The sequence below is a fragment of the Nocardia shimofusensis NBRC 100134 genome (assembly GCF_001613125.1).
GTDB lineage: Bacteria > Actinomycetota > Actinomycetes > Mycobacteriales > Mycobacteriaceae > Nocardia > Nocardia shimofusensis.
Map to the genome: position 1 here is coordinate 196,152 of NZ_BDBT01000003.1, position 11,785 is coordinate 207,936.

Annotated in this window: 13 protein-coding genes and 1 pseudogene; 10 read left to right on the top strand and 4 right to left on the bottom strand. The window is 65.2% G+C overall.

Going from position 1 to position 11,785, the window contains the following annotated elements; genetic code table 11:
• The first annotated feature begins 3 nt into the window (after nt 1–3).
• Nucleotides 4–309, top strand: coding sequence for a hypothetical protein (locus NS3_RS04630; RefSeq protein ID WP_157101170.1), 306 nt, complete (start codon nt 4–6; stop codon nt 307–309).
• Between the two features lie 271 nt (nt 310–580).
• Nucleotides 581–637, top strand: a pseudogene (locus NS3_RS30690) (hypothetical protein); the annotation flags it as partial.
• Between the two features lie 94 nt (nt 638–731).
• Here the strand turns inward: NS3_RS30690 and NS3_RS04635 are convergent.
• The 3 genes from NS3_RS04635 to NS3_RS04645 all read right to left on the bottom strand — a co-directional run bounded on the left by NS3_RS04635 (nt 732) and on the right by NS3_RS04645 (nt 3,973).
• The gene (locus NS3_RS04635; RefSeq protein ID WP_067854025.1) at nt 732–1,763 is read right to left on the bottom strand and encodes a Gfo/Idh/MocA family protein; all 1,032 of its coding nucleotides are present in this window, start codon (nt 1,761–1,763) and stop codon (nt 732–734) included.
• Between the two features lie 99 nt (nt 1,764–1,862).
• A complete protein-coding gene (locus NS3_RS04640) occupies nt 1,863–2,819 on the bottom strand; it encodes an inositol monophosphatase family protein (RefSeq protein ID WP_067854028.1) in 957 nt (318 codons plus the stop codon).
• Nucleotides 2,816–3,973: a hypothetical protein gene (locus tag NS3_RS04645; protein ID WP_157101171.1), complete on the bottom strand. Its 1,158-nt coding sequence runs from the start codon at nt 3,971–3,973 to the stop codon at nt 2,816–2,818. Before NS3_RS04645 ends, NS3_RS04640 begins: the two co-directional genes overlap by 4 nt.
• A 270-nt stretch (nt 3,974–4,243) precedes the next feature.
• On the opposite strand from NS3_RS04645, the gene NS3_RS04650 reads away from it, so the two are divergent.
• The 8 genes from NS3_RS04650 to NS3_RS04680 are packed head-to-tail and all read left to right on the top strand — an operon-like array spanning nt 4,244 to nt 10,651.
• Complete coding sequence (locus tag NS3_RS04650) at nt 4,244–4,678, top strand: NUDIX hydrolase (RefSeq protein ID WP_067854034.1); 435 nt, start codon at nt 4,244–4,246, stop codon at nt 4,676–4,678.
• A gap of 35 nt (nt 4,679–4,713) precedes the next feature.
• Nucleotides 4,714–6,588: a radical SAM/SPASM domain-containing protein gene (locus NS3_RS04655; protein ID WP_067854036.1), complete on the top strand. Its 1,875-nt coding sequence runs from the start codon at nt 4,714–4,716 to the stop codon at nt 6,586–6,588.
• Nucleotides 6,585–7,187 (top strand): hypothetical protein, encoded by a 603-nt coding sequence (locus NS3_RS04660; protein WP_157101172.1) that lies wholly within the window; start codon nt 6,585–6,587, stop codon nt 7,185–7,187. Before NS3_RS04655 ends, NS3_RS04660 begins: the two co-directional genes overlap by 4 nt.
• Nucleotides 7,184–7,924 carry a hypothetical protein gene (locus NS3_RS04665; protein ID WP_067854042.1) on the top strand — a complete coding sequence of 247 codons (741 nt, stop codon included), beginning with the start codon at nt 7,184–7,186 and terminating at the stop codon, nt 7,922–7,924. Before NS3_RS04660 ends, NS3_RS04665 begins: the two co-directional genes overlap by 4 nt.
• Before the next feature lie 15 nt (nt 7,925–7,939).
• Nucleotides 7,940–8,560: a hypothetical protein gene (locus tag NS3_RS28885; RefSeq protein ID WP_067854045.1), complete on the top strand. Its 621-nt coding sequence runs from the start codon at nt 7,940–7,942 to the stop codon at nt 8,558–8,560.
• Nucleotides 8,557–9,462 carry a protein kinase domain-containing protein gene (locus NS3_RS04675; protein WP_067854048.1) on the top strand — a complete coding sequence of 302 codons (906 nt, stop codon included), beginning with the start codon at nt 8,557–8,559 and terminating at the stop codon, nt 9,460–9,462. Before NS3_RS28885 ends, NS3_RS04675 begins: the two co-directional genes overlap by 4 nt.
• A 31-nt stretch (nt 9,463–9,493) precedes the next feature.
• Nucleotides 9,494–9,637 carry a hypothetical protein gene (locus tag NS3_RS29415; RefSeq protein WP_169811595.1) on the top strand — a complete coding sequence of 48 codons (144 nt, stop codon included), beginning with the start codon at nt 9,494–9,496 and terminating at the stop codon, nt 9,635–9,637.
• A gap of 15 nt (nt 9,638–9,652) precedes the next feature.
• On the top strand, nt 9,653–10,651 hold the full coding sequence (locus NS3_RS04680) for an aKG-HExxH-type peptide beta-hydroxylase (protein WP_067854051.1): 999 nt from the start codon (nt 9,653–9,655) through the stop codon (nt 10,649–10,651).
• Between the two features lie 223 nt (nt 10,652–10,874).
• Here NS3_RS04680 and NS3_RS04685 read toward each other — a convergent pair whose 3' ends face one another.
• Complete coding sequence (locus NS3_RS04685; RefSeq protein ID WP_157101173.1) at nt 10,875–11,612, bottom strand: hypothetical protein; 738 nt, start codon at nt 11,610–11,612, stop codon at nt 10,875–10,877.
• Nucleotides 11,613–11,785: the final 173 nt, after the last annotated feature.

The following is an 11,785-nucleotide window of genomic DNA, read 5'->3' on the forward strand; positions in this document are numbered from 1 at the left end:
GCCGTGGACACCACAATAGCAGTCGTGAACCTCACGGTCACCGAATCCGAGACCGACGACCAAGCGACCCTGGAGACCTTGGCCGCGTGGCGCGGATGTCGGCTCGCGAAGGTGCTCACCATCGACGCCGATACCTATATGCCGACCACGCTGATCGCCCACACCGCCCACACCACCGGCGCAACCACCATCCTCGCGCCCAGCCTCGCCCACTTCGGCACCGCCACCAAAGCCCTCACCCTGGCCTGCACCCTGGTCGTCCCCCAAGCCGTCATCCCACGCGTCCCCGGCTGGACTCCGAACCCCTGACCCCGCAGCCGGTTTGCGCTCGCACAGGAGATCTCACCATCATGCCCCTATACCGCATCCACGCCCGCGCCCTCACCGCCGCAGTCCTGTTCACGATCACCGCCAGCGCCTGGACGTGGTGGCCCGAGCCGGCAGTGAAGCCGAGACCTGCCGTGGTCGAACAGCCCGTCCATATCCCGGCCGGTGATCAGTTTCCTGAGATCGCAATTGCGGACTGCACCAGCAGCGCCCCGGTCGCCATCACCGGCACCGGTTCCGCGGCCCCGCTGCGATCCTCGGATTCCAGCACGCCCACTACCCCCAACGTGACGTCCAGACCGCCCGCCGTCACCTCCCCGACAACGCCGACATGCAGCCAGCGGAGGTGAACGGTAGTGCCAGCGATTCAACCTCTCCCGAAGGAGGATTCGCTCCCCGGACGCCTACACGCCGACCCGACGCGCTCGTTCCAGGATCTTCATCGTTTCGAGCGCATCGCGGGCGTCGACAGGAACGGGAGCACCGTCGAGCAGTGTATCCGCCATCGCGCGGTAGTAGCAGCGGTAGTCCCCCGGTAAGGAGGGCACGCGTCGGGTGTCAGGTTCTTCGCCCAACAGTCCCCAGCGCTCGGGGTCCACTGCTCCCCAATGCTTCTCATGGTCGGGGGTTCTGCCCGCACGTAGTTGTGCTTCCTGTGGATCGGCGCCGTACACCACGTAGGCGTTCTCGGAGCCCAGGACACGGAACCTGGGGCCGTGTTGTGCGGCGACGGCATTCATCCACAGATGCGAGCGAACGCCGTTGGCATGTGTGAGGGCAAGAAAGGCGTCGTCATCTGCTCGCACCCCGGCACGACGTCGGTCGAGTTCGCAGTAGATGTCGGCCACGGGGCCGAACAGAGTGAGAGCTTGGTCAATGAGGTGGCTGCCGAGGTCGTAGAGGTACCCGGCGCCGTCGGTGTGGTCGCCGAGTTCACGCCAGCCTCCTTTGAGTGTCGGGCGCCATCGTTCGAGTCGGGACTCGAACCGGCGTACCTGTCCCAGGCGACCGTCGGCGATCAATGACGCGACAGTTCGGAAGTCGCTGTCCCAGCGCCGATTCTGGAACACCGACAGCGGAATCCCGGCCTGCTCCGCTGCGGCGATGACTTGCTCGGCCTCACCTACAGTGACCGTGAAGGGTTTGTCCACCACGACCGGGAGCCCTGCCACGATCGCCCGCATGGCCAGCGGTGCGTGGCTGCGGTTGGGTGTCGCGATCACTACCAAGTCGATCCCGGAGGGATCAGCGAACAACTCGTCGGCCGTCGACAGCACGCGTGCCCGCGGGTACTCCCGGTCCGCTCGTTCAGCCCGCTCGGCGGACGAGGTGACCACCGCGGCCACCCGCATCCGTGGTTCGGCCGCGATCATCGGTGCGTGGAACACGGCTCCGGCCAGTCCATATCCGACGATGGCAACTCCGAGGCGTGACACCGTTCACTTTCCTTTCCGTCGATGACACACGGCTCCCCGGCTGGCTGGCGTGGCGCAACGCCGCAGACCGGGGCTGCGGCCACGCCACGATGGCGGCCTTCATTCCTGTAATTGCGCCCGGATCTCCTCGGCAAGGTCGATGTTTCCGGCGGCGATGAACTTCTTGCGTTTGTTCATCGCCTGGTTGATTTCGGTCATCGTGTCGAGGTTGTAGTCGAGCGGGATCGGTTCTCCGTGCAGGTCGGTCACGACTCCACCTGCCGCGTGCAGGATGTAGTGGCCCGGGGAGAGGTCCCAGATGGCGAACCCTTTGGCGAATTCGACCATCGCGTCAGTGAAGCCTGCCGCGACGTGGCATAGGCCGATGGATCCGAAGTCGACTCCGATACGTCCTCTGGCCTTGCCGTCCTCCGACTCGGCGCTCAGCGCGGTCAGGAGCTGCTGTTGCCGTGCCAGCGGCTGGAATCGCTGACCGGGGCGCATGAGGTAGTTGGTGACCAGCGCCTCGGACAGGCTTGCCGGTGAGGGCCGCTCGAGCCGGTGCCGAGCGCCGTCGGCGGTGACCATCCACGCCTGATCCGTGCCCGTGTCGTCGAGGGCGGCGGAATAGATCTGGATGTGGTGGAAGATGTCACCGACCACGGCGATGATCGGTCGGGCGCGGACACGCGAGTAGACAAGTACGTGGGTGTAGCCGTAAAGCCCTCGCACGGCCAGCTCGCTCGTGTCGAGCGGATCGACCAGAACGACGAGATCGGGATCGGTATCGGGTCCGATGACCTCCGCGTCCGCTTCCTCCGAGGCGTACACGAACGACGGGATGCGCCGGATGAGGAGTTCCTTGTAGCGCTCGTGCATCCACAGATCGTGGTCGGACAGGAAATTGTCGCTGTGACGGGTGTTCTCGTTCTCGCCACGTCGACCGGTGAGCGCGGCCTGGATCAGTCGGGGACGGATCTCGGTGATCATCCCGCGAACCAGGTCCGCGATGTCGTCGGCCAGGTCCAGGATGACGTCGGTGTTGCCGCGGGCGGCGGTGCCGTTCTGGTCGGTCATCGCAACTCCAGTGGTGGCTCGATTCCGGGCGGGTTCATGGTGGCCGCGATGAAGACGGCTTCGAGATGGGCGGCGCGCATGATGTCGGCGCCGGTGAGGTCGTCGAAACTGTTCACCCGCAGGTCACGGTTTTTGGTCATCGCTCCGAAGACAGCGAAGTACAGCTCTGCCGCCGGATACGTTTCGCGGATTCTGCGGGTGAGGTATCCGATGACGTCGGCGTGTTTGACCTCGAAGTCGCAGATGACGATCGTGGTGGCCCTGTCGTCGGCGGGGAAGAACGAGGCGTCGTCGAGGCCGATGCCGTCGCGGGTCTTGTTGCAGCGTAGATACCCGATCTTGCAGCGGGAGAAGCGCGATGAGGCCAGGAAGGTCGCCATGACCAAGCCGGCTTCATTGACCCCGAAGCAGATGTCGACCTCGAGGCGCCGACCGAGGTTCTTGATCTGTTCCGCCAGCCGCTGCACGCCGTACCCGAAGGTCTCCCAGGTGAGGTCGAGCAGCTGGCCGGGTCGAGGGTTCGGCAGAGTGAAGACGTGGATCTCGGCGTTGCCATTTTCAATCGTCGGTGCCGAGAGGATGAACTCGTCTCCCACCTGGCTCGCCGGATCACTAGAGACGGAGATCATGCCTCGGAGCGACGCCATCAGCGGTGGCTGCTGCCGCGCCGGCGGCCTGTTTTCGGCGGTGAGCTGCTTGAGGGAGAGCTGATCCTCGATGGACAGACGCTCGTATGCCTCGGCGACCAGTTCACTCGGTGAGATGTGTTCCTCGGCGACGCCGAGCGGGCCCCGACCGTAGGCGGTGCACAGGATGAGCAAGCTCGACAATGATGGCGCTGAGCCCCGGCCTCGTCCGCGCGCCCAGGTCTCCCACGCGTTGATGGAGGTTCCGCCCAGGGCGGTTTGGTTGCCGGTGACTTCGTTGTAGCGTTGCGCGGCTTGATCCTGGGACAGGCCCGCGCCATATCGATAGGCCTGCAGGCTCGGCACGTCCGGATATCGAGCCATCAGCTCGGTCGCCGCGCTGGTCACCGAGCTCAGCTCGGTCCACAGTCTCTTGCCCATCGAGGCCATTTCCCGGCCGCGCGCCTGCGGACTCGGGCGGTGGTCGGCGTGAGAGTTCGAGTCGGTCGGCTTCGACGATCCCATCACGACTGACCGTCCTCCTCCACCCGCGGAAACGTCACAGCGCGCCAGCCTACCCACCACGATGGGCATTCTGCCGATCCTGGACGAAACCGCAGATCAGGCTTGCCCATGAACCGGGTGGCCATCGCCTGCTCGCACAGGTGTGCGGGGCGGACCGCGCATGCGACCGTGGGACATCTATCAGGAGGCAGTGCAGCCACCCACAGAGCACGAACGGGGCTCTCATGCGAAACATGCACTCCCTCAACTTGATTCACGAAAGGGACGACCCGAATGCCCGAGAAGGTCAGCAAGGACAAGGTGCTGGTCTATGTCGTCCACGACGGAAAGCTGCTGGTGTTCCGCCATACCGACTTCAGCTACGAGGAGGTCGGACTTCAGGTACCCGCCGGCAGCATCCGGCCCGGCGAGTCACCAGAGGCAGCGGCGCTGCGCGAGGCCCGGGAAGAGACCGGGCTGAGAGATTTCCAGATCGTGCGCAAGCTCGGCGAATACACCTACGACATCTCCCCGTACCGGTGGGAGATCCAGCATCGACACGTATTCGAACTCGAACTGCGCGAACCCGCACTCGAGCGGTGGACCAGCCAGGAAGACCACGACGGTCAGGGTGAACCGACCCGGTTCGAGTGCTTCTGGATACCGCTGGACACCGCACACATCCTGCAATCCGGCCAAGGCGCGCTCCTCGGCCGGCTCTTCGACTGATCCACACGACCACCGATTCCGCCAGGGGGTTCATCATGGAAACAGAGGTCACGACAACCGGCACACCGGGCCAGGTGTACCTTCCGCTACTCGAAAACGACACGGCTACAGCGGTATCGGTCATCGTCAAGCTTCGTGGGGAGACCTGCGACATCGATTGCGTCTTCTGCTACGAGAAGCGCAAGGAATCCCCCGGCGGTGCGCGTGTCGAGGTCGCCGATATCGCCCGGCTCACGGACATCTTCGGTGACCGGCCGCTGGTGATCGAGCTGCACGGTGGTGAACCCCTGACAGCCGGAAAGCGCTATGTCCGTGAGGTACTCACGACGCTGGCCACGCTGCCGACCGTCGTCCGGGTCACGATGCAGACCAACGCGGTCCGGCTCGACGACGAGTGGCTGGATCTGTTCGACGAGGCTTATCCGGGATTACACCTGGGTGTGTCACTCGACGGCGACCCCCAAGGCAACGCGTGGCGGATCGGCTACGACGGCTCCCCGACCTACGACCGTGTCGCCGCAGCATTGCGACTACTGGCCGACCGTGGCCGCAAAGTCGGCATCATCACCGTCGTCACACCTCGTGTCCTGGGCCGAGCAGCGGCGGTGCTCGAACACCTCGCGGGCTTCTCCGCGGTCAACGCGGTCAGTTTCGTTCCCTGCTTCGACTCGGGCGTACGTGCCGCCACCGCGGTCTCCACGTCACGGACCCCGGTCTCGAGGACCGTTCAGCAGAACGGAATCTCCGCGAACGGACCGGCATGGGCGATCACCGGTGACGAGTACGCGGCGTTCGTGCTGGACGCGGCCTCGCATTGGGTTCGGTCGGGGCTGTCCGCGCGGATCAAGCTGGAGCCGGTCGTATCCACGATCCGTACCTTGAAGGGCCTCGACACCGGGTTCTGCCACTTCTCCAACCTCAAGTGCGACCACGTGTTCACCCTGTACCCCGACGCCGGGATCGGCAGCTGCGACGAGCTGCCCTGGCCGGCCGCACGACTTGGGCGGGTCTCGGACTTCCCCGGCGAAAACGAAATCGCCACTGCCCAACGGGCGTTGCCGCTTCTGGTCGAGGGGCGGACCGTCACGACCAAGTGCGAGACCTGCCGCTACCGCCAGACCTGCGGCGGCGGGTGCATCGCGACCCGGCTGCGCTCGATCCGGGCAGTGGGCGACGATCAGGACTACTGCCGGTATCGGATGCGGCTCGTCGACGGCGTCGCGGCGCTGATCACACAACCGGAGACACCCACCGCCCTGTCCTGCGGCACTGTCCGCGCACGGCCGCATCAGCCGAACGCGATGACCGACGTCGCCGGATTCCTGCGACGCTGGCGTGACCCCCGCGCCGACCGTCCCGTTGTCCGGATCAACACGAGCGCACACGGCAACATCAACACGACCGGCTCGCCAGGTATCCATGAGGCCGACGACCTCGACCCCCTGCATCCGGCGTGGCGCGAGGCGATCGAGCCGGGTATCTGGCCACTGGTCGACCCACTCACCCGCCTCTGGGGCCTGGTCACCTACGACAGCTGCCAAGGCCACGCCTACGAGGGCCTGGCGCTCGCTCCTGCTGAACGCCGCGTCGGGATCCTGCCGCGAGACCGCGGCGAATACGCCTCTATAGCGGCCGCCCTGTGTCGAGTCGTCACAGCCTCGTCCTGCGGCCTACCGAAATCCGTTCGTGTCGTTGTGGGGCGTGCGGAATTGACCTGCACCACGACAGGCGATCTGTTCCCAGTTCTCGACCTCCGCCTCGAGCGTTCCGAACACGCCGACTGGCCGACGTACTTCGCCGCAGTCGACGAGGTCTGCGCGACCATCGCCGACCACCTGAGCATCCACCGGCCAGACCAACGCACCACGTGCACCTGCGCGCCGCGAATCACCGAGAGGACGACGAGATGACCCGCATCGACGTACTCACCGCCAATCAGCTTCTCGGAAGACTGGTCTATTTCCACACCCTGTTCATCGAACCGAAACTGCCTGGCCGGCCACTCCGATCGCAGGTGGCGTTGTGCTGTCGACACGATCAACGGTCGAACTCGAACATCCGCAGCCCCGAAAACACGCCACGCGCCCCCTGGGAGGTCTTGATCGAGGTCGCCGGTGGTCGCCGAGCCGTCCAGTGCATCCCGTCGGCGGGCGAATGCTGCGTCCCCTGTCGCGTGCGCTCTTGCGCGGCTGCGATCGCCGAGACCTGGCTCACTGTCGAGAGTGATTCCTACGGTGGATATCTCACCAGCGCCAATCATCAGGCCTGGGCCGCGTCGATCGGCGGCGTGATCGCCGAGGTGTGTGCCGAACTCGATGACGCGGACTGCGCACGTACCGAGGACTACATCGGCGCAGTGACGCCGCCAGCCGACTACTTTCCGCTGAGCAGTGAGTTGGCTGCGCTGTGGTCAGCGACCGATGCCGGCAGCCCGGTCATCAGCTGGCTCAACCACTGCGCCGGACTCGACGACATCGCCCGCCGCGTTCAACTGCGAGGTGCGGCATGAACCTGTATCCGGCGATCGGGCTGAACGAAACCCTCGCGGTCGGCAGCATCGAAGAGTTCCTCTCCGCACACGAACTCGCAGAACTGGAAACGATCATGGATCGGTTCGCCGGCCAAGATCACGTCCGCGCCGTCCACGACCAGCTGCGCACGGATTCCATCCACGAGATCCCCGGCCAGAGTGCAGCGGTCGCAATGTCGACCTACGAACCGAACGGCCGCGTCGAGATCACCGGAATACCGAGCGAAGCCGAATCCTTGCTCCAGGCCGCGTTCGACCGCGCTCGTCCCCGGATCAGCAGAACCCTTCCATCGGTTACCTCCTGCCGACCCTGGACCTACGTCGAATACGGTCCACGCCAACACATCACCGCCCACCTCGACGGCATCGCCCCCGACCCCACCTCGTGGCCACGGCAGATCGCCGGCATCAGCGTGACCTTGCGCTCCACCCATACCGGAGGTGACTTCTTCGTCGAGACCACCGCCGACGACAGCCTGTGGGACCCGGCACTGACCGGACCCGTACCCGGATACCAACCCGACATGTCCTTCGCCCACGACGGCGCCGACAATTCCTCTCCCTGGTTCGCCGCCATGCCCCGCACTCGCTGGACCGTCTCACCCGCGGCCGGGACAGCGCTGCTGTACGGATCCCAGCTCGCCCACGGCACCCAGCCCGTCCACACCGGGCGCTGCCGCAAGTTCATCTCCTGGCTCTTCGCCGACCAACCCTGACCAGTAGGGCTACCCATGAAGATCGCTATCGAGGGCATCGCAGGCGCCGGCAAGAGCACCCTGCGCGACCGGATCCTGACACTGGCCCACCAGCACGAGCTTCGGGTCCGGCACGTCGGACAGTTCTCCTGGCTGTCACCCGCAGCCACCCGAACGCTGGTGAACATACGGACCGGACGTGCCCCGGTGCTCGGACCGGACGCCATCGACGCGGCTCGCGACGACCTGCTCCTGCACGCCGAGCACAACCTGAAAACCGCCCACCCCAACGAGCATGTGCTCGCCGACCGACTCGTGCTCTCCACCGCATGCATGATCGAACTCGCCCACACCGGAACAGCCCACGCCTGCCTGACAGAACTGGCCTCGGTGGAGAACGCGCGACCTGACCTCACCGTGCTGGTAACCACCCCCGCCGACCTCTGCACGCGCAGGCTCGCCACCCGATCCACCTCGCGGCCCCTCGACGACCCCAGCACCGCAGCCCAGCTGCGAGACCTCTACGAGCACTGCGCCGACACATGGAGCCAACTCACCCGGACACCGGTCCGGCGATACACGCTCGCAACCAACGAGGACTCCGAACACGCGGCCCACGAACTGATCGCGGAGCTGAAAGGCAACCCCGCCGGATGAAACTGCACCCACTCCACCCCGCCAGTTGGGTGCTCGACCAGCTACGGGACCACTACAGGCAGATCATCGACCTGCTGGCATTCACCCGATCCAGCACGCTGGTGTTGGCCGCGCGCCCTGGTAGTGAACCGGTCGTCGTCAAAGCCGGATTCGGCAGCAACCACGTGCTCGAGGCCCTGCCCGTGGACGAACAGAAGGCGGCGTACGGGTTCTACTGGTATCAGCAGATGACCCCCGCCGAACGCGGACTCGCCCGCGCCGACTTCCGCTACGAACGCGACCTCACACGCGCAGGCAGCGGGGCACCGCACGTCGTCCCTCTCCTCGACGAAGGCTCCTACGACCAATTCGACTGGTACACCATGCCGCACTACCCCGGCGGCAACCTCCGCACCCTGATAGACACCGAGCCCCGGACCACCCGCATCGCCACCTGCCTGCCCGTCTTAGCCGACGCCGCCGAAGGCCTGAACGAACTACACCAGCGCGGAATCGTCCACCGTGACGTCTACCAGGAGAACATCCTGACCAGCGAAGGCCGCGGGTACATCACCGACCTCGGAGCAGCCCGGCACTCGCAATCACCACGCGGACCCGCCCACCGTGGCCCCGAAGTCCACTGGCCACCCGAATACCAGCGCGACTACGCGAATGCCACAACCGCAGCGGACGTGTTCAGCCTGGCCGTACTCACCTACCGCGTCCTGTTCGCCGACCTCCCCAGACTCGACGGCCCTGCTCACCAAGACGGTCTCCCCCGGGCACTCATCGACGTCGTCCGCGCCGCCCTGGCATACGCCCCCGCCAGCCGACTCACCATGCCCGACCTACGTGACGCACTCCGCGCCGCCACTCACCCACGAACGAAGGAGGACAGCGACCGAATCATCCACATGACATGACGTAATCATCTACTCCAGAGAGGTTTTCACCATGAGCTACACCACCACGACCGACGACAGCACCGCCGCCTTCCTCGCCGCAGTCGAGGAACTTCGCAAGGACGAGGGCACCCTGCGGACCACCGCTCACACCTCGAGCATCATCGCCCAGGGCTGGCCCGGCATCGAAGCCTGATTTATCGAATCGATCGTGGGCCGCGACATCACCGCGCGGCCCACGACCGACCCCAAAATGAAGAAAGACCAGCCCATGGACCAAATGACCAGCGCGCTCGAGTTCGAGCCCATCGCCGCGGTACACCGCGCCCGAACCCAGTCAATTCACGCCATCTTCACCGACACCACCGAACCGGTCCACGAACCCACCGGTAGCCCCCTCGACTACGCAATCGGGCACCACTTCCTCGAAGGCGCCGAACGAGCCGCCCGACAACGCGATCACGACACCTTCACCTGGTACCGCCACCACATCGCCGAGCCTATGCAGCACTGGACGACCCTGGCATCCCTCGGACCCGTCATCACCCTGCCCCCCCGCCCGGCTGACCTTCTCAGCTCCCCGATCGCCGACTCCCCCTACTACCTGCTCGGCCCAAACACCCGTCAAGCATCGAGCAATGCCGTTGAGCTCGTCAGCGCCGCATTCGACATCGCGGCCACACACGGATTCGGCAGCCTCCTCGCCCGACACGCACCGATCATCTGCCTGCTGACACAACGAGACCTCACCAGCCCACTCAACAGCTGGACCATCACCCGCCTACCCGGAACCGTGTTCCTCGACCACGCCGACGACCCCACCCTCCTCGCCCGCGACCTTATCCACGAAGCTGGACACAACTGGCTCAACGACGCGCTCACCGCAACCAAGGTGACCCTCACCGACACCAACACCTACTACTCCCCTTGGAAAGACTCCCAGCGCCCCACATTCGGCTACCTGCACTCCTGCTGGGCGTTCCCCCTCACCATGATCTTCGCTGCCCGCGCAGCCGACACCACGACCGATCCGATCCGAACCATCCTCAACGCCTACTTCGCCCAGCACCAGGAACGGCTCGCGGCGACCAACACCGACCACAGCACAGCGACGACCGCCATAACGAATCGGGACATCCGCGAGCGCCTCCTCACGATTCATCAGCTCGCACAAGGCCAGACAACCGCTAAATTGACTTCGCCGAAATAGGTTCGACGAGTCAGTTGTTCGGCGATCGATCCTTACCGAACGCATGACCGAGGCCCCAACAGCGGACCGTAGGACCAGGTGTTCGGAAGTCCGTTCGTCAGCCGCTGCAGGTGCCGAGAACGAAGACCGGGGCATGGTAATCGACGACGAACCCAGCAGTGCTACGGCGCCGCAGCCCTGTCTGCGGCGCGCTGTGTCAGCCACGCTTCCAGCGCAGCCTCCGTCACCTCACCGATCTTGAGACCGTCGGCAAGTGCTGCCTGACGCACTCGCAGTTCCAGATCGTCATCGATGCTGGTGGACAGGTTGGCCCGCCCCGCCCCGCCGCTGCCGCCGCCGGCCGCTGCGCGAGTTCGAGCCAGGGAAATCTATCGATGACCTCCTTGAAGTGCGTGTGGGTCAGCACGATCGGATCCCCTGCCTCGAACCATTGCAGGATCTCGCAAGTGGCAGCGCCGTCAGCACGGGCGACACCCCCACGGTGAGCGACGTCGTTTCGCAGCTTGCGTAGGTCACCGAAGAAGGGGATCTGGAGATCGCGGGGCTTGCACCCATGCACAGCAGCGAGTTGATGCCGGTAGTCCTCTTCCCAGCGTGAGAAGAACGTCGGCAGCCACATTCGACCACCCCACGCATGGTGCTCGCTGCCGAAGGTAAGCGCGTCAAGCAGCAGGTCAGCTGCGACGGTCGTCGACGATGTCGTCCAACCGGGTCGAAGTCCGTCTGGATCGCACACATCGAAGACCGCCGGGGCCATTCCCCTCGTCGGACTGTAGCTGTAGGTCCGCCCCAGGAAAGGAATCTGGATACCCTTGATCAGTTGAGCGGCAAGTACACCCGCCCGCGGCGCCATCCGTGCCACCGCAATCGTGAGCAGTAGCTCTGTGCGGATGCGCTCCAGGATATCCACAACAGCATCCGCATGATCTTCGGCTGCCTTCGTGCCTTGAACAGGGTCCATGGCCTGATGTTCTCACCGGGCACTGACGCTATTTGGCAGATGCCCACCGCGTGCGACTTCGGTTTTCGGTCGACTCGCCGCGGACAGAGGACGGTGAGCCGCTGGCTCGGGCCTCCGGCTACGTTTCAGGGGCTGTCGATAGATTCTTCCTCCGTGGCCGGTGCCTCGGTGTC

What these genes read in the sequence shown, in the direction of transcription:
- NS3_RS04660 (WP_157101172.1), top strand. Translation starts at nt 6,585, where the DNA reads ATGACCCGCATCGACGTACTCACCGCCAATCAGCTTCTCGGAAGACTG.
- NS3_RS04650 (WP_067854034.1), top strand. Translation starts at nt 4,244, where the DNA reads ATGCCCGAGAAGGTCAGCAAGGACAAGGTGCTGGTCTATGTCGTCCAC.
- NS3_RS04675 (WP_067854048.1), top strand. Translation starts at nt 8,557, where the DNA reads ATGAAACTGCACCCACTCCACCCCGCCAGTTGGGTGCTCGACCAGCTA.
- NS3_RS29415 (WP_169811595.1), top strand. Translation starts at nt 9,494, where the DNA reads ATGAGCTACACCACCACGACCGACGACAGCACCGCCGCCTTCCTCGCC.
- NS3_RS04685 (WP_157101173.1), bottom strand. Translation starts at nt 11,612, where the DNA reads ATGGACCCTGTTCAAGGCACGAAGGCAGCCGAAGATCATGCGGATGCT.
- NS3_RS04640 (WP_067854028.1), bottom strand. Translation starts at nt 2,819, where the DNA reads ATGACCGACCAGAACGGCACCGCCGCCCGCGGCAACACCGACGTCATC.
- NS3_RS28885 (WP_067854045.1), top strand. Translation starts at nt 7,940, where the DNA reads ATGAAGATCGCTATCGAGGGCATCGCAGGCGCCGGCAAGAGCACCCTG.
- NS3_RS04655 (WP_067854036.1), top strand. Translation starts at nt 4,714, where the DNA reads ATGGAAACAGAGGTCACGACAACCGGCACACCGGGCCAGGTGTACCTT.
- NS3_RS04665 (WP_067854042.1), top strand. Translation starts at nt 7,184, where the DNA reads ATGAACCTGTATCCGGCGATCGGGCTGAACGAAACCCTCGCGGTCGGC.